General features: G+C 73.7%; 23 protein-coding genes. 5 read left to right on the top strand and 18 right to left on the bottom strand.

Going from position 1 to position 21,657, the window contains the following annotated elements; translation table 11 throughout:
* Nucleotides 1-23: 23 nt before the first annotated feature.
* Together ACSNN8_RS38615 and ACSNN8_RS38620 are read right to left on the bottom strand one after the other, a co-directional pair.
* The gene (locus ACSNN8_RS38615) at nt 24-1,094 is read right to left on the bottom strand and encodes an MOSC domain-containing protein (protein ID WP_436655337.1); all 1,071 of its coding nucleotides are present in this window, start codon (nt 1,092-1,094) and stop codon (nt 24-26) included.
* Between the two features lie 63 nt (nt 1,095-1,157).
* Nucleotides 1,158-1,691: a DUF4240 domain-containing protein gene (locus ACSNN8_RS38620; RefSeq protein ID WP_436655339.1), complete on the bottom strand. Its 534-nt coding sequence runs from the start codon at nt 1,689-1,691 to the stop codon at nt 1,158-1,160.
* Between the two features lie 46 nt (nt 1,692-1,737).
* Here ACSNN8_RS38620 and ACSNN8_RS38625 point away from each other — a divergent pair, with 46 nt between their 5' ends.
* A complete protein-coding gene (locus tag ACSNN8_RS38625) occupies nt 1,738-2,715 on the top strand; it encodes a phosphotransferase family protein (protein WP_436655597.1) in 978 nt (325 codons plus the stop codon).
* Between the two features lie 144 nt (nt 2,716-2,859).
* Nucleotides 2,860-3,126 (top strand): 30S ribosomal protein S20, encoded by a 267-nt coding sequence (gene rpsT / locus ACSNN8_RS38630; protein ID WP_436655341.1) that lies wholly within the window; start codon nt 2,860-2,862, stop codon nt 3,124-3,126.
* A 523-nt stretch (nt 3,127-3,649) separates the two neighbouring features.
* Here the strand turns inward: rpsT and ACSNN8_RS38635 are convergent.
* The 5 genes from ACSNN8_RS38635 to ACSNN8_RS38655 all read right to left on the bottom strand — a co-directional run bounded on the left by ACSNN8_RS38635 (nt 3,650) and on the right by ACSNN8_RS38655 (nt 9,331).
* On the bottom strand, nt 3,650-4,159 hold the full coding sequence (locus ACSNN8_RS38635; RefSeq protein WP_436655343.1) for a hypothetical protein: 510 nt from the start codon (nt 4,157-4,159) through the stop codon (nt 3,650-3,652).
* Entirely contained in the window at nt 4,156-5,160 is a 1,005-nt protein-coding gene (holA, locus tag ACSNN8_RS38640; RefSeq protein ID WP_436655345.1) for a DNA polymerase III subunit delta, read from the bottom strand. Before holA ends, ACSNN8_RS38635 begins: the two co-directional genes overlap by 4 nt.
* A gap of 224 nt (nt 5,161-5,384) precedes the next feature.
* A complete protein-coding gene (locus tag ACSNN8_RS38645; RefSeq protein WP_436655347.1) occupies nt 5,385-6,011 on the bottom strand; it encodes a GNAT family N-acetyltransferase in 627 nt (208 codons plus the stop codon).
* Nucleotides 6,012-6,026: 15 nt separating this feature from the next.
* Nucleotides 6,027-8,414, bottom strand: coding sequence for a ComEC/Rec2 family competence protein (locus ACSNN8_RS38650; RefSeq protein ID WP_436655349.1), 2,388 nt, complete (start codon nt 8,412-8,414; stop codon nt 6,027-6,029).
* Entirely contained in the window at nt 8,411-9,331 is a 921-nt protein-coding gene (locus tag ACSNN8_RS38655; protein WP_436655599.1) for a helix-hairpin-helix domain-containing protein, read from the bottom strand. The genes ACSNN8_RS38650 and ACSNN8_RS38655 overlap by 4 nt, the downstream gene beginning before the upstream one ends.
* A gap of 466 nt (nt 9,332-9,797) precedes the next feature.
* Here ACSNN8_RS38655 and ACSNN8_RS38660 point away from each other — a divergent pair, with 466 nt between their 5' ends.
* Nucleotides 9,798-10,541 carry a putative protein N(5)-glutamine methyltransferase gene (locus tag ACSNN8_RS38660; RefSeq protein WP_436655351.1) on the top strand — a complete coding sequence of 248 codons (744 nt, stop codon included), beginning with the start codon at nt 9,798-9,800 and terminating at the stop codon, nt 10,539-10,541.
* A gap of 32 nt (nt 10,542-10,573) precedes the next feature.
* Complete coding sequence (locus ACSNN8_RS38665) at nt 10,574-11,662, top strand: hypothetical protein (protein ID WP_436655353.1); 1,089 nt, start codon at nt 10,574-10,576, stop codon at nt 11,660-11,662.
* On the opposite strand, the gene ACSNN8_RS38670 is transcribed toward ACSNN8_RS38665, so the two are convergent.
* Genes ACSNN8_RS38670 through pepN form a run of 6 tightly spaced genes read right to left on the bottom strand, consistent with a single transcriptional unit; the run spans nt 11,583 to nt 17,123 of the window.
* The gene (locus ACSNN8_RS38670) at nt 11,583-12,434 is read right to left on the bottom strand and encodes a DegV family protein (RefSeq protein ID WP_436655355.1); all 852 of its coding nucleotides are present in this window, start codon (nt 12,432-12,434) and stop codon (nt 11,583-11,585) included. The genes ACSNN8_RS38665 and ACSNN8_RS38670 overlap by 80 nt on opposite strands.
* 37 nt (nt 12,435-12,471) lie before the next feature.
* The gene (locus tag ACSNN8_RS38675) at nt 12,472-12,891 is read right to left on the bottom strand and encodes a hypothetical protein (protein WP_436655357.1); all 420 of its coding nucleotides are present in this window, start codon (nt 12,889-12,891) and stop codon (nt 12,472-12,474) included.
* Between the two features lie 38 nt (nt 12,892-12,929).
* The gene (locus ACSNN8_RS38680; RefSeq protein ID WP_436655602.1) at nt 12,930-13,559 is read right to left on the bottom strand and encodes a histidine phosphatase family protein; all 630 of its coding nucleotides are present in this window, start codon (nt 13,557-13,559) and stop codon (nt 12,930-12,932) included.
* A gap of 5 nt (nt 13,560-13,564) precedes the next feature.
* Nucleotides 13,565-13,963 carry a ribosome silencing factor gene (gene rsfS / locus ACSNN8_RS38685; protein ID WP_436655359.1) on the bottom strand — a complete coding sequence of 133 codons (399 nt, stop codon included), beginning with the start codon at nt 13,961-13,963 and terminating at the stop codon, nt 13,565-13,567.
* Between the two features lie 39 nt (nt 13,964-14,002).
* The gene (nadD, locus tag ACSNN8_RS38690; protein WP_436655361.1) at nt 14,003-14,608 is read right to left on the bottom strand and encodes a nicotinate-nucleotide adenylyltransferase; all 606 of its coding nucleotides are present in this window, start codon (nt 14,606-14,608) and stop codon (nt 14,003-14,005) included.
* A 22-nt stretch (nt 14,609-14,630) separates the two neighbouring features.
* The gene (pepN, locus tag ACSNN8_RS38695) at nt 14,631-17,123 is read right to left on the bottom strand and encodes an aminopeptidase N (protein ID WP_436655363.1); all 2,493 of its coding nucleotides are present in this window, start codon (nt 17,121-17,123) and stop codon (nt 14,631-14,633) included.
* Nucleotides 17,124-17,325: 202 nt separating this feature from the next.
* Between pepN and trpS the strand changes: the two genes are divergently transcribed.
* On the top strand, nt 17,326-18,288 hold the full coding sequence (trpS, locus tag ACSNN8_RS38700) for a tryptophan--tRNA ligase (RefSeq protein WP_436655365.1): 963 nt from the start codon (nt 17,326-17,328) through the stop codon (nt 18,286-18,288).
* Here the strand turns inward: trpS and ACSNN8_RS38705 are convergent.
* The 5 genes from ACSNN8_RS38705 to ACSNN8_RS38725 all read right to left on the bottom strand — a co-directional run bounded on the left by ACSNN8_RS38705 (nt 18,277) and on the right by ACSNN8_RS38725 (nt 21,585).
* Nucleotides 18,277-18,681 carry a GNAT family N-acetyltransferase gene (locus ACSNN8_RS38705; protein WP_436655367.1) on the bottom strand — a complete coding sequence of 135 codons (405 nt, stop codon included), beginning with the start codon at nt 18,679-18,681 and terminating at the stop codon, nt 18,277-18,279. The genes trpS and ACSNN8_RS38705 overlap by 12 nt on opposite strands.
* 56 nt (nt 18,682-18,737) lie before the next feature.
* On the bottom strand, nt 18,738-20,234 hold the full coding sequence (obgE, locus tag ACSNN8_RS38710) for a GTPase ObgE (RefSeq protein WP_436655369.1): 1,497 nt from the start codon (nt 20,232-20,234) through the stop codon (nt 18,738-18,740).
* Nucleotides 20,235-20,311: 77 nt separating this feature from the next.
* On the bottom strand, nt 20,312-20,569 hold the full coding sequence (gene rpmA / locus ACSNN8_RS38715; RefSeq protein ID WP_436655371.1) for a 50S ribosomal protein L27: 258 nt from the start codon (nt 20,567-20,569) through the stop codon (nt 20,312-20,314).
* A 14-nt stretch (nt 20,570-20,583) separates the two neighbouring features.
* Nucleotides 20,584-20,898: a 50S ribosomal protein L21 gene (gene rplU / locus ACSNN8_RS38720; RefSeq protein WP_436655373.1), complete on the bottom strand. Its 315-nt coding sequence runs from the start codon at nt 20,896-20,898 to the stop codon at nt 20,584-20,586.
* Nucleotides 20,899-21,060: 162 nt separating this feature from the next.
* Nucleotides 21,061-21,585, bottom strand: coding sequence for a hypothetical protein (locus tag ACSNN8_RS38725; protein ID WP_436655375.1), 525 nt, complete (start codon nt 21,583-21,585; stop codon nt 21,061-21,063).
* Nucleotides 21,586-21,657: the final 72 nt, after the last annotated feature.

Raw genomic sequence — 21,657 nt, forward strand, 5'->3', positions numbered from 1 at the left:
GTCCCGGACGGGCTCCTCCCCGCTCACACCGGCTCGAGGTCCGCGTGCGGCAGCGGCGGCAGCTCGACCGTGATCGCGTCACCGGGCCGCACCACACCGCCGCGCAGCACCACCGTCATGATGCCGCCCTTGCGCACGAGCCGCCCGTCCTCGCCACGGCCGACCACTTCCTTGAGCAGCCCCGGCCGGAACCCGTCGATCTGCCGGCACGGGTTCCGCAGCCCCGCCACCACGAGCGCCGGCCGCCGATCCCCGCCGCGTCCCTCTCCCGCCGCCGCATCTTCCGCAGCCACCTCGCGGGCCAGCGCCGCCCGCACCGCCTCCGCAGCCCGAGCCGTCGCCTCGCTCAACGTCGCCCCCTCCGCCGCCGCCAGCACCCCGTCCAGCGCCCCGCTCAGCGCCCCCACGTCACCGCCCGACGCCCCACCGCCGCCACGGCCCGCCCGCTCACCGCCGGCCCACCCGCCGGCCCGCTCACCGTCGGCCCACCCGCCAGCCCAGCGACCGCCGGCCCGCTCCCCGCCCGCTCGATCGCCGCCAGCCCGCTCACCGCCGGCCCGGCTGCCACCCAGCGCTCCCGCGTCACCGCCCGCCGGGTCACCGCCAGCCGGGTCACCGCCAGCCGGATCGCCGCCAGCCGGATCGCCGCCAGCCGGATCGCCGCCGACCCGGTCGGCGCCGGCCCAGCCGCCATCGGCACGGTCATCGCGAGCCCAGTCGCCGTCGGCACGGTCGCCGGGAGCACGGTCGCCGCCGTCGCCCGCCGGGCCGAAGCGCAGGATCGTCCCGACCGGGAGCCCCAGCAGGTCGATGCCGCGGGTCGTCACGTTCTCGCCGAGGTTGCCCGGCCGGACCTCGTACCCCTTCCCGGCCACCTCGGCGAACAGCTCCTCGTGGATCAGGTGCACCTGCCGCAGGTTCGGCTGACGGGGATCGGCCCGCACCCGGCTGCGGTGCCGCACGTGGATCCCCGCGTGCGAGTCCCCCTCGACCCCCAGCCCGGTCACCAGCACGATCTCGTCCCGTACCGGCTTGGTGAACGAGTAGACGCCGTTACAGCTGACCGAGGCCACCGCCCCCTGCGCGCTCTGCATGGCCCGCAGTCTCGCGTAACCCACGCCGCGGCTCGACCGGGTTTCCCACCGGCCGGGCGGACGTCAGTCGGGCGGCGCCAGGAACAGCGCGGACAGTTTCGGCAGGCGCCGCTGCATCTCCTCCTCGTCGTCGAAGTCCCACAGGTCGGCGGCCTCGGGCCGGGTCACCGGCCGCTCCTCCGCCGGAAGATCCTCGCCGGTGGCCTGCGCATAGGCCTCGGCCGCGATGGACAGCACCTCCTCGGCCTCGAACACGGCGCCGGTCTCGGCGGCCTGGCGCACCACCGCCACGTCGGCCAGCGAGTCGGGCGATTTCACCGACCGGGCCACCGCGTCACGCCCGTGCGCGATGAGCCAGCCGCGGAAGCTGTCGAAGCCGTCCTCGGAGCAACCACCGTTGATCAGATAGGCCGCGGCCCACAGGTCCTGCGTGCCGGAGGCGACCATCACCTTGTCGAGATGCCGACCCCAGGCCACGATCTCCTCCGGATCGCGGGTGGCCAGGTCGGCCGCGGCGCGTTTCGCCACGTCGGCGGGCGAGGCGGGCCGATCGGCGGTCGCGCGGCTGATGACCGCCCAGAAGTCGTCGGTTCTCATGCCGAGGATCCTGCCAGTGGGGTACGACAAAACGCGGCCGGGCAGGATGGGACCCGTGCGGAATGTTGCGCTCCCCGAGGTGCCGTACGGCGCCACCGCCGTACGCCCCGGATGGACCGACCTGCCGGAGAGCCTGCGCGAAGCGATCGCCTCGCGTCTCGGCACCCCGGTCGTCACCGCGCACCCCGCGGGCGGCGGCTTCACCAGGGCTTTCGCCGCAGTCGTCACCGCCTCCACCGGCGCGAGCGGCTTCGTCAAGGCCGCACCCCTGCAAGACCCCACTGCGGACTGGTACGCCCGTGAGGCGTCCATCACAGCGCTGCTGCCGCCGGTCGTGGCCGCTCCCCGGCCGCTGTGGACCATGGTCGACTCCGGCTGGTTCGTCGTGTGCCTCGAACCCGTCGACGGCCACGTGCCGGGGCTGCCGTGGTCGCCGCCGGAACTGGACGCGGCCCTGTCCGCCTGGTCGGCCGCCGCGGAGGCCCTGGCGGTCCCGCGCCGCGAGCTGCTCGACGTCGGGGTGCCGCCGCTGGCCGACATCCTGGTCGGCGAGATGTCCTGGTGGTCGCTGATCGCCGCCGGACGCGAGCCGATGCCCCGCACCGCGCACGGCACGGTGGCGCCCGCCCGGCTCGCGCACCTGGCCCGCCTCGAGCAGGAGCTGCCCCGCCTGGTCGCGGGCGACGCGCTCATGCACGGCGACCTGCGCATCGACAACGTGATGATCGACCGTCGCGGCGCGGCCCACCTCTGCGACTGGACCTGGCCGTGCCTGGGCGCGCCGTGGTTCGACACGGTCACGCTGCTGGTCACCGCGTTCGCCAGCGGGCTCGACGCGGACGCGTACCTCTCGGGCTGGAACGCTCCCGACGAGGGTGTCGACGGCGCCCTGGCCGCGCTGGCCGGGTACTGGCTGGTGCGCGCGGACGGCGGGCCGAGCAGCGCCTCGCCGCACAGCCGCCAGCATCAGCGGTTCAGCGGCGAGCAGGCCCTGGCGTGGCTGGCCGACCGCCGCGGCTGGTGATCCGGACGCGTTTTGGCGGCTCGCGGCGGTGCTGGTAGTCTGGTTCATCGCGTGTGGTGACGCGCCACTGTCGGCTGTACGGCCGTCGGGTGTGACACCCCGCCGAGACCATTTCCGAACCACTAGTCAGGACAAGGCTGTCGCGTGGCGAACATCAAGTCCCAGATCAAGCGCAACCGGCAGAACGAGAAGGCCCGGCTGCGCAACAAGTCGGTCAAGTCGTCGCTGAAGACCGTGATCCGCAAGCTGCACGAGGCGAGCGAGGCCGGCGACACGCAGACCGCGACGACGCTGCTGCGTGACGCCTCCCGTCAGCTGGACAAGGCCGTCAGCAAGGGCGTCATCCACAAGAACCAGGCGGCGAACCGCAAGTCGGCCATCGCCAAGCGCATCGCGTCGCTGTCCGCCTGATCTTCGACGCTCCACAGGCACGGCCGCACAGTCGCGGCACGCGCCGGTCTCCGACCACACCCGGGCACCGCCGGACCCCAGTCCGTAGCGGTGCCCGAGTCGTTTCCGGTCGGACGTCGATGGCCACCGAGCGCAGACAGGCAACGGGTACGTTCCCCGTGCCGCTCTCGCGTCGGACGGGCCTATCATCAACGCGCCGCGTGGAGAGCCGTCCCGGATGCGCGGGTCCCGACGCCGCGTGAGCGGCCACTCGATCGTCGCGCTGGTCTGCTCGATGGGCGGCCTCGACGCGCGGTCGTCACGGCCGAGATCGGTGAGCGCCCGACTACGTGGGGCGATGACCATCAGGGATAGCGGGCCCGCGGATCAGCTGCGCCCGCGTCCCTGCCGACGTGGGGGCGAGGACCATCAGGGGTGGCGGACCGGCAATCAGCTGCGCCCGCGTCCCTTCCGGGCGTGACCGCGGACACGCCCGGCACGAATCCGCCTGCGCGGCGACGTCTCGGTGAGCCCGCCGCGGCTCCTACTCGTAGCGGCGCGTCGCGCTCTGCCGGAGCCACTGCTGCTGGGTCTCGGCTCGCTCGGCCCACGGCCGGTTGATCGGCGCGCCTTGGCCCCGATCGACGACGCCGGGCAGGCGTACGGTCGCGTCCTCGCCCACGCGGCCCGAAGGCCGGCTGTCTCCGGTCGCGAGCCCACGACGGCTGTCACCGGCCGCGAGCCCGCTGCCGACCGCCACGCCCGCGGGACGCAGCGGCGCCGCACGTTGGGGCGGGGCACTGCCCGCGGCCGGCGGCGTCAGCGAGCCGGCGATCACGTCGTTGAGCTTCACCATGATGGCGACCGTGACGGGGAGTACCAGCACGCCCCACCAGCTCACCAGCTCGGCCAGCGCCAGCAGGACGCCCAGCGCGATCGCGCCCTCGAGGAACACGAAGCACAGGAACCCACTGGGCGTCAGCGTCCTGAGCCGCAGCAGGCGGGCATAGAGCGGCCGGTGCCCCGCCTCCACGGGCAGGTCGGCGCGGTTCATCGCGCACCGCCCGAGCGACGCGCGGCGGCCACGGCGAAGACGGCCTGCTCGAGGGCGTAGCCGCGATCCTCGGCGCCGCCCTTGACCGCGGCGTTGCACTCGGCGGCCGCGCGCATGGCGTCGACCAGGCCCTCGGGCGTCCAGCCGCGGCTGCGCTCCTGGGCGCGCTGGATCTTCCACGCGGGCATGCCCAGCGAGCTGGCCATCTGGTAGGGGTTGCCGCGCCCCGCGGAGGCGACCTTGGCCACCGTGCGTACGCCGTCGGCGATCGCGTCGGCGATAGGCACCGGGTCGACACCGACGTGCAGCGCCCAGCGCAGCGCCTCGAGCGCCCCCGGCACGTCGCCGATCATCGCCGCGTCGGCCACCGTGAACCCGCTGACCTCGGCCCGCCCCTTGTAGTAGCGGGCGACGACCGCCTCGGTGATCCGGCCGTCGGTGTCGGCGAGCAACTGCGAGCAGGCCGCCGCGATCTCACGCAGGTCGTTGCCCACGGAGGCGAGCAGCGCGGAGGCGGCCGCCTCGTCGCACCTGCCGCCGTTGCGCTTGAACTCCTCGCGCACGAACGCGATGCGCTCCCGGTCGCCCTTGAGCTTGGCGGCCGGCACGACCGTGGCGCCCGCCGAGCGCAGCCCGTCGGCCAGAGCCTTGCCCTTCGCGCCGCCGAGGTGGGTGACGATCAGCGACACGTCGGGGTCGGGATTTTTGGCGTAGGCCACCAGCGCGGTGATCAGATCCTTGCGTGCGTCCTGCCCGCTGCGGATCACCAGGACGCGCCGGCCGCCGAACAGCGAGGGGCTCAGCATCTCGGCGACCTCGCCGGCGGTGAGCGCGCCCGCCTCGTATTCGCGGACGTCGGCCCCCGGCTCGGCCGCCCGCGCGGCCTCGACCGCCGCGGCGACCGCTCGGGCGGCGAGCAGCTCCTCGTCGCCTTGGACGAGCAGCAACGGGGCGGGAGACGCGGTGTTCACGCTCAATATCGTTGCACGAGGGGCTGACATTTCCGCGAGCCTCACTCCTTAGCGCAGACCGGCCGGTCAGGGAACGCGAAAGCAGACATATGGGCATGTCGCCATGGCCTCTGCCGCACGATCAGGGGCGAATGTCCGCCCGGCCGAGCGCCGAAACCCGTCCGGTCATCGACCCGCGTCGTCGGGAGCGAGTACCGACCGAACGGGCGACCCCGGGCGTGTCGGCGACAAATCGCCGCCGTAGTAGTAACGCCTCACCCGTGAGAGCGCGCGTCCGGGTCTCCGCCGGCGAGCTCTCCGGGCAGCATCGACCCGACCCACGCGTCCACCCGTTCGCCGCGATGCACGAGCCGCCCCCGCAGGGTCGCCTCGACACGGAACCCGGCCTTCTCCGCCACCCGCCGCGACGCCACATTGCCCACCTCGGCACGCCACTCGATCAGCCCCAGCCCGAGCCGCTCGAACGCCCACCCGCACAACGCCACCGCCGCCGCCGTGGCCACGCCCCGCCCGCGAGCCGCCGGATCCATCCAGTACCCGATCTGCGCCGCCCCCGACCGGTCCAGCCCCAGCCCCATCCGCCCGAGCCGCACCCGCCCGTCCGCCGAGGCGGAAAGCGGACGGGAGGTGGGCAGCGCCGGGGGCGGGGAAGGCCGCGGCTCGGCGGTCTCGACGACGAACTCGGCACGGCGGCCGGCGTCCCAGCCCGCCACGCACATCTCGCGGACGAAGTACTCGGCGTGGCCGAGCTGGTACGGGGACGGGATCTGCACGTACTTCTGCACCCGCGGATCGAGCGACACCTCGTACACCCAGGGAATGTCGGCTTCGGTGAACGGGCGCAGGCGGATGTCGCCCGCGGTGATCGTCTCTCGGTCCATCCCGGCATTGTCGCCCTACGGCGCAGGTGGGTCGCCGCGGGCGACCACCGCCAGGCCCCGGCCCGATGCCACCGCCGCCAGGTCACCCGATTCGTCCGTACGCAGCACCCGCGCACCGCCGCGGGCCAGGCGGGCCAGCAGCGACGGGTTGGGGTGCCCGTAGTCGTTGCCGAGCCCCACCGACACCAGCGCCACGGCCGGCCGGGTCTCGTCGAGGAACCGCGGCGACTGGTAGCTGCTGCCGTGGTGCGACACCTTGAGCACGTCGGCGCGTACGGCGTCGGCGCCCAGATGGTCGAGCATGTCCTCCTGCTCCTCGGTCTCGGCGTCGCCGGGCAGCAGCACCGTCCGGCCGTCCACCTCGGCCCGCAGCACCAGCGAGTTGTTGTTCGGGTCGGAGTTCGTGCCCCGCAGCGGCTCCACCGGGCCGAGGACGGTCAACCGCAGACCCCCGACGGCGTACGCCCACCCGGGCCCCACGGCGTGCACCCCCACGCGCCCGGCGGCAGCGGCGACGGCGGCCCGGCCGGTGAGCGGTTCGGGCCAGTCGGGGCCGATCACCGCGCGCACGTCCCGCCCCCGGAACACGCCGCCGACCCCGCCGATGTGGTCGACGTGGAAGTGGCTGACCACGAACAACGCGACCTGCCGCACCCCGAGCCGGCGCAGGCAGTGGTCGACCGCGTCGGGCTCGGGCCCGGCGTCGACCACCACCGCGCGCCCGGCTCCGGCGGGCAGGACGATCGCGTCGCCCTGCCCTACCGCGCACGCGACGACGACCCAGCCCGGCGGCGGCCACCCGGATGCCAGCAGCCGTACGGGCAGAGCGCCCAGCACTCCCCCGAGCGCCACCACGGTCACCAGCCGCCGGATCAGCGGGCGCCGGGTGGCCACCAGCAGCCCGACGGTGATCACCGCGAGCAGCAGCGCGCCCGTGAGCCCGCCCGGCCACGGCAGCGCGCCCGCGGGCACCCGTGCGCCGGAGGTCGCGATCAGCACGAGCCACTGCGCGGGCCAGTGCCCCAGCCAGGCCGCGAACTCGGCCCCCGCGGGCCACAGCGGCGAGATCAGCGCGGCCGTGACGCCCAGCAACGTGGCCGGCGCGATCGCGGGCACGGCGAGCAGGTTCGCCGGCACGGCGACGAGGCTGATCGTCCCCGACAGCCCCGCGACCATCGGCCCGCACGCCACCTGCGCGGCGGCCGGCACGGCGAGCGCCTCGGCCAGCCCCGCCGGGCAGCCGCGGCGCCGGAGCCCGTCCCGCCAGACCGGCGCGAGCAGCAACAGGCCCGAGGTGGCCAGCACCGACAGCGCGAAGCCCGGGTCCGACGCCAGCTCCGGGTCGGCCACGATCAGCACGGCCACCCCGGCGGCCAGCGCGGGCAGCGCGGCCCGCCGCCGCCCCGAAGCCAGCCCGACCAGCCCGATGGCCCCCATCGCGGCGGCGCGCACGACGCTCGGCGACGGCCGGGCCAGGATGACGAACCCCACGAGCGCCACCGCGCAGACCAGTGCGGTGACGACGGGGCCGGCCCGCGTGCGCCGCACGACGAAGAGCACCACCCCCAGCACGATCGCCACGTTGGCGCCGGAAACGGCGTTCAGATGCGTCATGCCGGTGGTGCGGAAGTCCTCCTCCAGCGCCGGATCCAGGCGGCTCGTGTCGCCGACGACGAGCCCCGGCAGCAGCCCACCGGGCAGGTCCGGCAGCGGCGCACAGGCACGCTGCAGCCCCGCGCGCAGCACGCCCGCCGCCCGCTGCGCCCACGACGGACGGCCCACCAGCACGGGCGGCTCGCGCACGGACGCCACCACCGCCCGCAGGTCCCCGCCGCGCGGCGGCAGCAGCTTGCCCCGCGCTGTCACCCGCTGCCCCGGCAGCAGCCCCTGCCAGCCTCGATCGCCGCCCAGCACCAACGCGCGCGCGGACAGCCGCAGACCCGCCGCGTCCTCCGCCCGCACCGCTTCGAGGTCGACGTCCACGAGGTACGTCGGGGGCCTGCCCGCCGTCGCCCGCGCGGCCCGCGGATCGTCCCGTACGACCATCTCCATCCACACCGGATCCCCCGCGCGCACGAGCTCCACCAGCGGCGCCGCCTCCCGGACGCTGACCCGCGCTCCGGTCGCGACCGCCCCGCACACGACCCCCAGCAGGACCGCCAACCCCACCCACCGCCGTGGCGAGGCACGCGAACGCGCCATCGCGCTCGCGAGTAGGCCCGCCGCCATCGCGGCCCCCGCCCCGAGTGCCAGGCCCGTACGAGCGGACAGGTAGAGGGCGGCCAGCGCCGACAGCCACACCGCGACCGCGAACCCGGCAAGCCGGAGGTCGGCCGCACCGCGCGCCTCGGTCACCGCCGGGCGGGCCCGGTCGGAGGAGCGGCGGCCGGATGGCGTGCTCACACCGTCACCAGGTCTTTGAGCTGCTCGTAGCGGGCGTCGCCGATGCCGTCGACCTTGCGCAGGTCGCTGACGGCCTTGAAGCCGCCCTGCGCCGCGCGCGCGTCGAGGATCCGCTGGGCCAGGACCGGGCCGACGCCCGGGAGCGTGTCGAGGTCGGTGAGGGTGGCGGTGTTGAGGTTGACGAGGCTGCCGGCGCCGGGCGGTCCGGCGGGCGCGCCGCTCGGCGGACCCACGCCCGGCGGCGGGGTGACGCCGACCATGATGAGCTCGCCGTCCACGACCTTGCGGGCGAGGTTGAGCACGGCCACGTCCACGCCGGGTTCCGCTCCGCCGGCCGCGGTCAGCGCGTCGGCCACCCGGGCGCCGGCCGCAAGGCGGACGAGGCCCGGCTTGCGCACCTTGCCGCCCACCGCGACGACCACCTCGGAGGCCGCGGATGCCGACGCAGACACGGGACTGTCCGCGGCCTGCGTGGCGGTGAACGCCGGCGGCGCGACCGGATCGACGCGCGGGCGGGACCGCCAGGCCAGAAAGGCCGCGATCACGATGACCACGGCGGCAACCGCCACCAGCGCACGCACACCGCGCCGCCCCGGGTCGAAGGCACCCAGCCCGAACCGCCTGCGCTTGTCGTCCGAGCCGCCGAAGGCGCCCGCCCCGGTCAGCTCCGGCTCGGACGGCCCGGGATCGGGATCCCCGCGCGACGCGAACGCGAAGCTCTCCGTCCGCGGATCGAACGCATAGGTGCCGACGGAGACGGGATCAGGAGCCGGCGAGCTCGCGGGAGGCCCGTCGGCATCCTCGGGCGAGACCCAGCCCGGCGGCGGAAGCGGGCGGCCACCCGGGACGACGGAACGGACGCCGGCGGAACGAACCCCCGCCGCCGGCCGCAGACCGAACGGCTCGGCCTCGGGCATCACGTCGGCAAGGTGCGAGGTCTCGAGGCTGACCGGCACCGGAGGCGGCACGGGGGCGGTCACCGGCGGCGAGGGGGCGGGCTGAAAAGGGCGCGCAACCGGCGGCGTGGACCAGGGCGTGCCCGCCCGATGACCGTCGACGCCAGGCGGGCGGTCCGGCTCAGGCGGGTGAAATACGGCGCTGGGCGCCGCCTCCAGGTCGACGTCGTCGGGCCAGGCGGAGATGATGTCGGACCAGTCCAGCGGCTCCCCCGCCTCGGCCAGGTCGGGCGAGGCGGGCGAGCCGCGGTCGCAAGGAACCGGCAGCACCGTCTGCAGCCGCCGGGCCACGGGATCGTCTGGGCTTCTCCGCTGTCGCACGCCGGGCACGCTAGAGAAATTCCGGCCCCCGCGCCCCGGGGCCTGTGGACAGCGGTGCATTGTGGATGACTCAGCGAACTGGACCGACTGTGATAAGGCAGAGGGCGTGGAAGTTGTGAACCGGCTGCGGGCGGCGGGCTGCGTCTTCGCCGAGCAGGAGGCGGCGGTGCTCCTGGAGGCCGCCGCGGACGACGACGAGCTCGAGCGGATGGTGCAGCGGCGCGTCGGCGGCGAGCCCCTCGAGCAGGTGGTCGGCCACGCCGATTTCGCCGGCATCCGGGTACGGCTGAGGCCCGGCGTCTTCGTCCCCCGGGTGCGCAGCGAGCTGCTCGTCCGCCTGGCCGCCCAGCACGACCCCGAGGTCCTGGTCGACCTGTGCTGCGGCTCCGGCGCCCTGGGCCTGGCTGTCCGCCATCGCCGTCCCGGGGTCGAGCTGCACGCCGCCGACCTCGACGCCACCGCCGTCGCCTGCGCCCGCGACAACGGTATCGCGCACGTCCACGAGGGCGATCTCTACGACGCCCTGCCCGCGGGCCTGCAGGGACGGGTCGACGTGCTGGTCGCGAACGTGCCGTATGTGGCGACGGCGCACATCCCGCTGCTGCCGGCCGAGGCTCGCGAGCACGAGCCCCGCCTGGCCCTCGACGGCGGCCCCGACGGCCTTGATATCTTTCGCCGAGTGACCGGGAGCGCTCCCAAATGGCTGTCGAGCGACGGGATCCTGCTGTCCGAGATCACGGAGGAGCAGCAATCGGGAGCAATCGCGGCCGTCCGCAACGCGGGTCTGGACGGCGAGGTCGTCTACGACGAAGATCTCGAAGCGCGAGTGGTCCGGGCCCGCAAGAGCTGAGACCAGAGACCGAGGCGGAAAGAGGCGACCTGGTGGGCCTGCTGCGAAGGTATGCGCGGGCGCGCCTGGCCTCCCAGCTGATGCGGCGGCTGCGCAAGGCCGGCTACGCGGACGTCCGCTACGACGCCCGGGCGTTCCAGGTCCGGTTCCGCACGGGCGCCCAGAAGGACCCGATGATCCTCGACCTCGCGCCGCTGAGCCTGCGGCGCCGGGGACGCCGCGGGCGCCTCAAGGCGTACGTGTCGGGTCTGGCCCCGAATCCCGTCCCCGCGAGCTGGCAGAAGGCACGCCCGCTGCTCAGGCCCGTGCTGCGGGGCGCCACGCCCGGCAACCCGCTGCGCCGCCCCGCCATGCCGTACCTCTACGAGTACGTCGTCGTCGACCACCCCGAGGCCATGACGTACGTCTCCGACGACCAGCTCCGGGCCTGGAACGTGCGCCCCGCCGAGGTGTTCGACGCGGCGCGCGCCAACCTGACGCAGGCCACCCTCCAGGGCACGCCCACCGAGATCGTCCGCTTCGTCGACAACGGCGACGCGTACTGGGTCTCGCACCTGCTCCTCGAGCACTGGCTGCAGCGCCTCGAGCCCCAGGTCGCCGGCACCCCGGTCGCGTTCGCCCCCGAGCGCGGCACGCTGCTGGTCACCGCCGCCGGCAGCCCGCACCTCGCGGCGCTGTTCGCCCAGGCCGAGGAGATCTACGCCCGCTCCGCCCGGCCGATCACCCCGATGGCGTACGTCAGCGACCCCGACGGCTGCACGGTGCCGTTCACCGTTCCCGCGGGCCACCCGCTGCGCCACGTCGTGCAACGCGCCGAACGGATCCTGGCCGTGCAGGAGTACGCCCGGCAGGCCGCCCACCTGAGCGAGCCCGCCGCCGAGCTGTGCCTGGTCGGCGACGACGAGCAGGGCTGGCGCACCCGCGCGGTGTGGGACGGCCGCTCGCTGCTGCCCACCGCCGACGAGGTGCAGGTGCAGGACCGGATCGTCCCGTGGCGGGAGCTCGCGCCGAGCCTCGAGGAGGCGCCCGGCCTCGCCCCGGTCAGGTGGGTCGCCGGTGCACCACCACACCCGCCAGGCCCGGCCCCACGTGCGCCGCGACCGCGGCCCCGACCTCGGTGAGATAGCTGTCCCGCAGCCGGTCCCCCAGCCGGATCCCGACCGCGTCGGCGAGCGCCGTGGCGCGGTCGAGGGCTTCCAGGTGGTGTACGGCGATGTCGACCTCACCGTCCCCGGAGGCCTCCACCGCCAGGTCGACCAGCCTCGCGAGCGCCCGCCCGGCCGTACGCACCTTGTCCTTCACGACGATCGTGCCGTCCGCCACGTGCAGGATCGGCTTGACCGACAGGGCCGTGCCCAGCAGCGCCGACGCCGCGCCGATCCGTCCGCCCCGGCGCAGGAACTCCAGCGTGTCGACGTAGAACAGCGTGCTCACCCGCGACGCGTGCTCGACCGCTTCGCGCCGCACGCCCTCCAGGTCCTTGCCGTCGCGGGCCGCCGCGGCCGCCGCGAGCGCCGCGAAGCCCAGCCCCATCCCGGTGGTGCCGCTGTCGACAACCTCGACCGAGGGGCCCACCTCGAGGGCCGCCAGCGTGGCCGCCTCGAACGTGCCGGACAGCTTGGCGGAGAGGTGGATCGAGACGATCCCGTCGGCGCCGGCGTCGAGCAGCTCACGGTAGGCGGCGACGAACTGCGACGGCGCCGGCCGTGACGTGCTCACCGACCCGCGCCGCTCGCCGAGCGCGCGGGCGACCTCGGCGGGCTGGATCTCGAGGCCCTCGAGCCCGTCGGCGCCGTTGACGACCACCGTGAGCGGCACGACGGTCAGGTCATACGTGCCGCTGAGTTCGGCGGGCAGGTACGCGGTGGAGTCGGTGACGACCGCGACGGGCATGCGGGCACGGTAACCGATCGGGCTGTGCCCAGCTCATTCAGCCCTTCTCGACCGACACCACGACGAACGGCACGCCCTGCTGGCAGGTCGACATCATGCCCGGCTCGGACCGGCCGTTGACCTTCACCTTGGCGCCCACGGACGCCTCGGCGCGCATCGCCGGGTCGTCGAAGACCAGCAGGTGGGAGCCGGTGCCGTCGGTGATCAGCAGGCAGCCCGGCTCGACGCCGGCGGTCACCGTGCCGCTGATGGTCCGGGCGCCCTCGAGGGGGCGACCGGCCGACGGCTCGCCGGCGGGGCCGCTGGTCTTGGCGGTGGGCACGGGCAGGTCGACCACCTCGGACGCGGAGGGCGAGGCGGCGGCCGGCGCGGAGGCGGCGCCCGTGTCTGCGGTGGTGCCGGCGCAGCCCGCGGCGAGCACAAGGAGCAGAACGGCGGGAACGGTACGAGTCACCATGATGGTTGGACGGTACCGGATCATCGCCGGTTCCCGGCTCAGACGGGCGGCGGCACCGGGCGGTCGCCGAACGGTCCGACGTTGTAGGCGGCGAGCTGCCAGCCGCGCTGCGCGTCGCGGGTCAGCTCGGCCCAGTGGCAGTTCTGCAGGGCGCGCAGCGTGCGCAGCTGGTCGGAGGGCCAGCCCAGCAGGTGGCCCACGCCCTGGCGGGCAGCGGCGCCGTGCGTGGCGACCACGACCGTGCCGCCGGAGGGCGCGAGCGCGGCCGCGTCGACGAGCGCGTCGGCGACCCGTTTGCCCAGCTCGTCGAGCGTCTCGACGTCTCCGCCGACCTCCTGGCCCGCGCTCCAGCGGGCGTGCTGCTCGGGGAAGAGCTCGGCGACCTCGGTCATGGTGCGACCCTGCCAGGCGCCGAAGTTGCGCTCGCGCAGCCGCTTGTCGTAGCCGATCGACAGGCCGGTCAGCGCGCCGAGCGCCGCGGCGGTGTCGGCCGCCCGCTTGAGGTCGCTCGCCACGATCGCGTCGGGCCGCATCCTGATCAGCAGCTCGGCCGCGTCGACGGCCTGCTGGCGGCCCAGCGCGTTGAGCTCGACGTCGGTCTGCCCCTGCACGAGGCCGCCGGCGTTCCAGTCGGTGTTGCCGTGGCGCCAGACGACCAGCCGGGTCAGCGTGGTCACGCTGCTCCCGTGGCGTCGGCGTCGGCGAGGGCCCGGTCGACGAACGGGATCGTCGGGCAGTCCTTCCACAGCTTGTCGAGGGCGTAGAACTCGCGCTCCTCGGTGTGCTGGATGTGCACGACGATGTCGACGTAGTCGAGCAGCACCCACCGCCCCTGGCGCTCGCCCTCACGGCGGACGGGCTTGGCCTTCTCGGGGAGGTTGAGCAAGGCTTCCTCGACGGCGTCGACGATCGCGACGACCTGCCGCTCGTTGGACGCGGAGGCGATCACGAAGGCGTCGGTGATGTAGAGCTGCTCGCCGACATCGATCACGGCGATGTCTTGAGCCTTCTTGTCGGCGGCGGCCTGGGCGGCCGTCATCGCCAGTTCAAGAGCGCGTTCGCTGACGGGCAAGAGGATCCCCTCGGTCGGCTTTCTGGTTCTTCAAGCGTCTCACACCGGTGTGACATTTCCCGACCCCCGATAGAGGCCCCGCTTGTTGATGTATTGCACGACACCGTCGGGCACCAGGTACCACACCGGTTGTCCGGCGGCCACGCGGTCGCGGCAGTCGGTCGACGAGATCGCCATCGCGGGCACCTCGACCAGCGTGACGCTGTCCTCCGGCAGGTGGTCGTCGGTGAGCTCGAAGCCGGGCCGGGTCACGCCGACGAAGTGCGCCGCGGCCAGCATCTCGAGCGCGTTCTTCCAGCTCAGGATGCGGTTGAGCGCGTCCGCGCCGGTGATGAAGTAGAGCGTGGCGTCGGCGCCGTAGATCGACCGCATGTCGCGCAGGGTGTCGATGGTGTAGGTGGGGCCGTCGCGGTCGATGTCCGCGCGGCTCACGTGGAAGCGCGGGTTCGAGGCGGTGGCGATGACCGTCATCAGGTAGCGGTCCTCCGCCGGCGAGACCCGGCCCTTCTCGTACGGCTGGCCGGTGGGCACGAAGACGACCTCGTCGAGGTCGAAGCGGGCCTGCACCTCGCTGGCGGCGACCAGGTGACCGTGGTGGACGGGATCGAACGTCCCGCCCATGATCCCGATGCGCCGAGGTGCCATCAGAGGAATATAGGCGCGGAGATCAACGGGCGGCCAGCGCCCGCTGAAGATCGTCGTCGGAGTCCGCCACGACCCGCCGCAGGATCGGGTCGAGGTCCGGCCGGGCGAGCAGCTCGGCCGCCAGATCATGGGTCTCCGGCTCGACGACCACGTTCGGGTACGCCGTCAGGGCCGTCCGCTCGGCGCTCATGCCGTTGCGGATCCGCATCATCGCGGGCATCTCGGCGAAGTACCGCCGCACGTACGGCCGGACCAGGTCGAGCTGCTCGGGCTGCCAGAAGCCGGCGGCGGTCATCTCGACCAGCCGGTTCGACAGCGTCGCGTCGCCGACGATCGACGCCCACGCCAGCGCCTTGGCGTCGGGGTCGGGCCGGGCGGCGCGGCAGCGGGTGGCCCACTGCTCGCCGGTGGCGCTGCGGTCGCGCGCGAACTCGGCGTCGATCACGTCGGCGCCCGCCGCGCCCAGCACGGCCAGCCGATAGACGATCAGCCAGCGCAGGTCCGCGTCGACCGCCAGGCCGGCGGGCACCTGCACCCCGTCCAGCCAGTTGCGCAGCCGCACGGTGTCGACCGTGGCGCCGATCAGCCCGCGGGCCGCGGCGAGCTGGAGCGATCCGCCCGGCTCCGACACCGCGAGCAGGCGGTCGGCGGCCTGCGCGAGCGCTTCCAGGGCGGCCGGGCGGGCCTCCGGCGTCGTGTACCGGTCGACCAGGCCCCGGGCCGCGCGCAGCACGTCCTCGACGATGACCACCTCGCGCTCGACCGGCAGCGCGGCCAGCACGAGCGTGACCAGCTCGGCCACCGGGCGCTCCCCGTCGACGACCGCGTCGAGCACGGCCGCCCAGAGCACCGCGCGGGCCAGCGAGTCGCCGACCAGCGGCAACAGGTCCGGCACCGCGGCGGCCGACTCCGCGTCGAGCCGGATCTTCGCGTACGTCAGGTCGCCGTCGTTGAGCAGCAGCAGGTCGGCCACCGGCTCGCCGGCCAGCTCGGCCACGACCGTACGCTCCGCGGCCCCCACCTCGGCCTCGACGAGTTTGCGCCGCGTGACCGTCCCGTCGGGCTGCCGGTCCCAGAGCCCGATGCCCAGCCGGTGCGGCCGCAGCGTGGGGTGCTCGGCGACCGCGGTCTGCTCGATCGCGACCTCGCCGTAGACCGGGCCGTCGCGCGTGACCGACGTCCGCAGGGTGTTGACCTGCGCCTGCCGCAGCCACACGTCCGCCCAGGCGCTCAGATCACGCCCGCTCGCCTTGGACAGCGCGCCCAGCAGGTCGGCGAGCGTCGCGTTGCCGTACGCGTGCTCCGCGAAGTGCGCGTTCACGCCGGCCCGGAACGCCTCGTCGCCCACCCACGCCACCAGCTGCTTGAGGACGGCGGCGCCCTTCGCGTACGAGATGCCGTCGAAGTTCAGCAGCGCCTGGTCGGTGTCGGTGACCTCCTCGGGCGCCACCGGGTGCGTGGACGGGCGCTGGTCGGCGCGCAGGCCCCACGCCTTGCGCTGCATAGCGAAGGTCGTCCAGGTGCCCGGGAAGCGGGTCGCCTCGGCCGCGATGCGGGTGCCCATGTACTCGGCGAACGACTCGTTCAGCCACAGGTCGTCCCACCAGGCCATGGTGACCAGGTCGCCGAACCACATGTGCGCCATCTCGTGCGCGATCACGTTGGCCCGCGCCTCGTGCTCGCTCTCGGTGACCGCCGAGCGGTGCAGGAACTCGTCGCGGAAGACCACCAGCCCGGGGTACTCCATCGCGCCGAAGTTGAACTCCGGGGCGAACGCCTGCTGGTACTGGCCGAACGGGTACCGGATCTCGAAGATCTCGTGGTAGCGGTCGAGGCACTGCTTGGTGATCTCGAAGATCTCGGGAGCGTCGGCCTCGAGCGCCCCGGCGAGCGCGGCCCGGGCGTACAGCGCCAGCGGGATTCCGTCGTGGGAGTCGGTGACCTCGGCGTACGGCCCGGCGATCAGCGAGCAGAGGTAGGTGGGGATCGGCTTGGTCGCGCCGAACTCCCAGCGGCCGTCCGTGCTCGACAGCAGCGGGCCGTTCGCCGCCACCCGCCAGCTCGCGGGCGCGGTGACGCTGATGCGGTACGACGCCTTGAGGTCGGGCTGGTCGAAGGCGGGCAGGATCCGGCCCGCGTTGTTGATGAACATGTGCTGGTAGAGGTACACCGAGCCGTCGGCCGGGTCGACGTACCGGTGCAGCCCCTCGCCGGTGTTCGAGTAGCGCATGACGGCGTCGACCGCGAGCTCGTTGGTGGCGGCCAGGCCGGTGAGCAGCAGCCGGCCGTCGCGCAGGGCCGACTCGGGCAGCGGCGAGCCGTTGAACGTCATGCTCGCGACGGACACCGGCTCGAACTCGAGGAACGTCGAGCCGCCCTCCTGCGCGTCGAAGCGCACGACCGTACGCGCGCCGAAGGTGTCGCCCTCCACGGTCAGATCGAGGTCGAGCTGGTACTCACGGACGTCGACGGTGGCGGCCCGGGCGGTGGCCTGGGCGCGCGTCAGGCTAGGCATGCCGACCATCATCCGACATGGCGGGAGCGCGCCCACCGGCACCCCGCGGAGTACGCTTGTTCCGTGCGCATCGCGAACCTCGCCTGGTGGCTGCCCTGACGGGCGGCTCACCCCACGCGCACCAACCACCGCGGCCGCCCTTTCCGGGCGGCCGTTGTCATGTCCGGAAAGCGCGCGGTCCTCTTCTCGTACGGAGGACACCATGACCCGCCGCCTCACCGGCTTCCAGCCCACCGGCAAGCTGCACCTGGGCAACCTGATCGGCGCCATGCGCCCCCTGGTGCAGGCCCAGGACAGACCCTCGATCGCGATGATCGCCGACCTGCACGCGCTCACCGTCGAGCACGACCCCGCGCAGGTGCGGGCGAACACCCTGCAGGTCGCCACCGTGCTGCTCGCAGCCGGCGTCGACCCGGACCGCACCGCGATCATCGCCAACTCGCAGGTCCCCGAGCACACCGAGCTGCACTACCTGCTCGAGTGCGTGACCGGCCACGGCGAGGCCGCCCGGATGATCCAATTCAAGGAGAAGTCCGCAGGTGGCAAGAACGTGCGGCTCAGCCTGCTGACCTACCCCGTGCTGATGGCCGCCGACATCCTCGTGCACGACGTCGAGCAGGTGCCGGTCGGCGACGACCAGAGCCAGCACCTGGAGCTGGCCCGCACGGTCGCCACCCGGTTCAACAGCCGCTACGGCGAGACCTTCACCGTCCCCGAGGGGGTCCGTCCCGAGTCCGCCGCGCGGATCATGGACCTCGCCGACCCGGCCCGCAAGATGAGCAAGAGCTCGCCGTCCGCGGCGGGCCGCATCGGGCTGCTCGATCCGCCCGACGTGATCCGGCGGACGATCGCGCGGGCGGTCACCGACACCGTCGGCGTCGTGCGCGAGGACCCGATCGGGCAGCCCGGCGTCACCAACCTGCTGGCGATCCTGCGCGCCTGCTCGGACCGCGAGCCGGGCGAGCTCACCTCGTACGGGCAGCTCAAGCGGGAGGTCACCGACGCGGTCGACGCGGTGCTCGCGCCGATCCGGGCGCGTTACGCCGAGCTGTCGGAGGACCCCGGCCACGTCCGCAAGATCCTGGCGGAGGGCCGGGCCTGGGTGCGTCCCCGGGCCGCCGAGACCGTACGCCGGACCCGCGCGGCCATCGGCCTACTGGACTAACTCCGCCAGCCGCCGGGAGAAGCACGCCGACGTGCCCAGGTCCGCGATCCGGCGGTAACCGGAGCTCAGGAACAGCGCTGCCGCCGCGGGCGAGCAGGTCGTGGCCCGCAGGACGGGCCGGCCCGCGGCGAGCGCCTCCTCCTCGATCGTGACGATCAGCTGGCGGGCGATGCCGCGGCAGCGGAAGGCGGGCCGCACGTACAGGCGGGTGAGCTCGGCCTCGCCGCCCGGCGGCAGCGGCTGCCAGGACGCGCAGGCCACGGCCCGCCCGTCGACGACCGCGACGAACGACAGCGCGCGCTCGTCGAGCACCGGCGGGCCGCCATCACGCTGCTGGGCCGCGACCAGGGCGGCCAGCTCGGGGTCCAGGGCGGGCCTGGCTTCGATCAGCACGGGGTGACCCTAGGCCGCGCCCCTTGCCGGGAAGTTGCGCGAACCTGGACGACGCCCTATTCGTCGGTGTCGTCCTCATCGGTGACCAGCACCGGCCGCTGGGCGTTCGCCACGCTCGTGACCGTGCCGTCGGCGGCCATGTGCAGCAGCTCGTCGTCGGAGCGCACGCGCCGGGCCTTGCGCGCGGCGAGGCGCTCGGCCGCGGTCGCCCGGTCGTTGTCCTCCTCGAGGCGGGCGTCGGTGCCGCGCGGACCCGAGACGTACTCGCCGGCGTTGGGCTGCCAGTCGAACTCGCGCTCGCCGATGCGCACCGGGTCGCCGGGCTGGGCGCCCTTCTTGGCCAGCGCGTCCTCGACGCCGAGCCGCTCGAGCCGGTCGGCCAGGTAGCCCACGGCCTCGTCGTTGTCGAAGTTGGTCTGGCGGATCCAGCGCTCGACCTTGGCGCCGCGCACGACGTAGACGCCGTCGTAGTCCTGCTCGACCGTGAAGCCGGACTCGTCGACCGCGCGGGGCCGCACGACGGTCCGGGTGGGCTCGGGCGCCGGGTTCTCGAGGCGGTGCTGGGCGACCGTCTCGGCCAGCGCGAACACCAGCTCCTTGAGGCCCTCGCGGGTGACCGCGCTGACCTCGAAGACGCGGTAGCCGCGGGCCTCGAGGTCGGGCCGCACCATCTCGGCCAGGTCGCGCCCGTCCGGGATGTCGATCTTGTTGAGCGCCACGAGCCGGGGCCGGTCCTCGAGGCCGCCGTACGCCGCCAGCTCCGCCTCGATCGCGTCGAGGTCGGCCAGCGGGTCCCGCTCGATCTCGAGCGCCGCGGCGTCGAGCACGTGCAGCAGCACCGAGGTGCGCTCGATGTGCCGCAGGAACTGCATGCCCAGGCCCTTGCCGGTGGCCGCGCCGGGGATCAGGCCCGGCACGTCGGCGACCGTGAAGGTCTGGTCGCCCGCCTGCACCACGCCGAGGTTCGGCACCAGCGTGGTGAACGGGTAGTCGGCGATCTTGGGCTTGGCCGCGGAGATGACCGAGATCAGCGACGACTTGCCGGCCGACGGGAAGCCCACCAGGCCCACGTCGGCCACGCTCTTGAGCTCGAGCACCACGTCGAGGCGGTCGCCCGGCTCGCCCAGCTCGGCGAAACCCGGCACCTTGCGGCGGGTGTTGGCCAGCGAGGCGTTGCCCCGGCCGCCCCGGCCCCCGCGGGCCACCTCGAAGGTGGTGCCGGCGCCGATCAGGTCGGCCAGCACCTCGCCGTCGGCGGTCTGCACGACCGTGCCGTCCGGCACCTTGAGCACCAGGTCCTTGCCGTTGGCGCCGTCGCGGTTGCCGCCCGCGCCACCGCCGCCGTTGGCCGCCTTGACATGCGGGTGGAAGTGGAAGTCGAGCAGCGTGTGCTGCTGCGGGTCGACCACCAGCGTGATGCCGCCGCCGTGCCCGCCGTTGCCGCCGTCGGGACCGCCGAGCGGCTTGAACTTCTCGCGGCGCACCGAGACGCAGCCGTGCCCGCCGTCACCCGCCTGCAGGTGCAGCACGACCCGATCGACGAACGTGGTCACTGCTCAACTCCTTGCCGAAAAGCAAAACGAAGCGGGCCGTGGACCCGGAGGTCCGCGGCCCGCTTCGAGAGAAAACTCTACTCCGCGACCGGCACGATGCTGACGGTCTTGCGGCCGCGCCGCGTGCCGAACAGCACATTGCCGTCGGCCAGCGCGAACAGCGTGTCGTCGCCGCCGCGGCCGACCAGCTCGCCCGGGTGGAACTTCGTGCCGCGCTGACGGATCAGGATCTCGCCCGCGTTGACCAGCTGGCCGCCGAACCGCTTGACGCCGAGCCGCTGGGCGGCGGAGTCACGGCCGTTACGCGAGCTGGAGGCACCCTTTTTGTGAGCCATGAGTGATCCGCCCCTTACTTCCCGCTCTGAATGCCGGTGACCTTGATCTTCGTCAGCGGCTGACGGTGCCCCTGGCGCTTGTGGTAACCGGTCTTGTTCTTGAACTTGTGGATCCGGATCTTCGGACCCTTGGTGTGCTCGGCGATCTCGCCGGACACCGTAACGTTGGCAAGCTTGGCCGCGTCGGTCACCAGGTTGTCACCGTCGACGAGGAGGACCGCGGCGAGCTTCAGCGAGTCGCCGGGCACACCCGCGAGCTTCTCAACCTCGATCACGTCGCCCTCGGCAACCTTGTACTGCTTGCCGCCGGTCTTGACGATCGCGTACATCGGACGCGGACTCCCTGAGACTTACGCAGCGAGGAGCGCTGCTTGGCGGATGAAGCTTGATTCCCGGCTCTCACCAGAGGCGGGCACGGAAACACGGCACCTGCAAAAGCGCCGTCAGAAAGCGTACTTCATCAGGCGTGCCGAACCCAAACCGGGGACGGCTCAACCTTTCCCGCAGGCCTTGCCGAGCCGGGCCGCCCACGCCGAGATCTTCGCATCGTTGATCTTGGAGACGTCACCTTTGAGCGCCTTGACCTGCGCACTCATCTCGGTGAGCGCCTTCTTGAGCGCCGGGTCGGTGGTCAGTCCGGCCATGTCGGCGAGCGCGTACGAGTAGTTCTGCACGTCCCGCGAGGTCTTCTCGGCGGCCTGCTGCCTTGCGGCCGCCCCCTTGCCGGCGGCCTCGGCCCGCAGCTTGCGGCCGGCCACGAACAGCTCGCCGAACCCGGCGCCGGCCCGCTCGGCCTGGGCGCAGATCTGCCGGGTGTCGCCGGCGAGGGCGGCGTCGGCCGAGGCGGCGACGGCGGGGTCGACCGGCGCGGGCGGGACGGCCGTGGCGGCGGCCGCGGGGGTGGCCGCGGTGGCGTCGGTGGCGCCGGAGGAATCGTCGGAGCAGGCCGTCGTCACAGCCAGGGCGGCCAGGGCGGCGCATGCGGCAAGACCCTGACGCAGGGCGAGGTGGTGCATGGGGACTCGGTCTCCTCGGGGGAAGGGGAAAGAGGTCCCGCGAGGGTAACCGACATCACGACGGAAGCGGCC

Source organism: Actinoplanes sp. URMC 104, from assembly GCF_051386375.1.
Taxonomy (GTDB): Bacteria; Actinomycetota; Actinomycetes; order Mycobacteriales; family Micromonosporaceae; genus Actinoplanes.

Excerpts from the sequence above, each read along its gene's own strand:
- ACSNN8_RS38655 (WP_436655599.1), bottom strand. The coding sequence starts at position 9,331 with ATGCCCGAGGCCGAGCCGTTCGGTCTGCGGCCGGCGGCGGGGGTTCGT.
- ACSNN8_RS38620 (WP_436655339.1), bottom strand. The coding sequence starts at position 1,691 with ATGAGAACCGACGACTTCTGGGCGGTCATCAGCCGCGCGACCGCCGAT.
- rpmA (WP_436655371.1), bottom strand. The coding sequence starts at position 20,569 with ATGGCTCACAAAAAGGGTGCCTCCAGCTCGCGTAACGGCCGTGACTCC.
- ACSNN8_RS38675 (WP_436655357.1), bottom strand. The coding sequence starts at position 12,891 with ATGGTGACTCGTACCGTTCCCGCCGTTCTGCTCCTTGTGCTCGCCGCG.
- holA (WP_436655345.1), bottom strand. The coding sequence starts at position 5,160 with ATGTCAGCCCCTCGTGCAACGATATTGAGCGTGAACACCGCGTCTCCC.
- ACSNN8_RS38635 (WP_436655343.1), bottom strand. The coding sequence starts at position 4,159 with ATGAACCGCGCCGACCTGCCCGTGGAGGCGGGGCACCGGCCGCTCTAT.
- ACSNN8_RS38615 (WP_436655337.1), bottom strand. The coding sequence starts at position 1,094 with ATGCAGAGCGCGCAGGGGGCGGTGGCCTCGGTCAGCTGTAACGGCGTC.
- ACSNN8_RS38670 (WP_436655355.1), bottom strand. The coding sequence starts at position 12,434 with ATGCCCGTCGCGGTCGTCACCGACTCCACCGCGTACCTGCCCGCCGAA.
- ACSNN8_RS38725 (WP_436655375.1), bottom strand. The coding sequence starts at position 21,585 with ATGCACCACCTCGCCCTGCGTCAGGGTCTTGCCGCATGCGCCGCCCTG.
- pepN (WP_436655363.1), bottom strand. The coding sequence starts at position 17,123 with ATGCCTAGCCTGACGCGCGCCCAGGCCACCGCCCGGGCCGCCACCGTC.
- ACSNN8_RS38625 (WP_436655597.1), top strand. The coding sequence starts at position 1,738 with ATGGGACCCGTGCGGAATGTTGCGCTCCCCGAGGTGCCGTACGGCGCC.
- ACSNN8_RS38645 (WP_436655347.1), bottom strand. The coding sequence starts at position 6,011 with ATGGACCGAGAGACGATCACCGCGGGCGACATCCGCCTGCGCCCGTTC.
- nadD (WP_436655361.1), bottom strand. The coding sequence starts at position 14,608 with ATGGCACCTCGGCGCATCGGGATCATGGGCGGGACGTTCGATCCCGTC.
- rplU (WP_436655373.1), bottom strand. The coding sequence starts at position 20,898 with ATGTACGCGATCGTCAAGACCGGCGGCAAGCAGTACAAGGTTGCCGAG.
- trpS (WP_436655365.1), top strand. The coding sequence starts at position 17,326 with ATGACCCGCCGCCTCACCGGCTTCCAGCCCACCGGCAAGCTGCACCTG.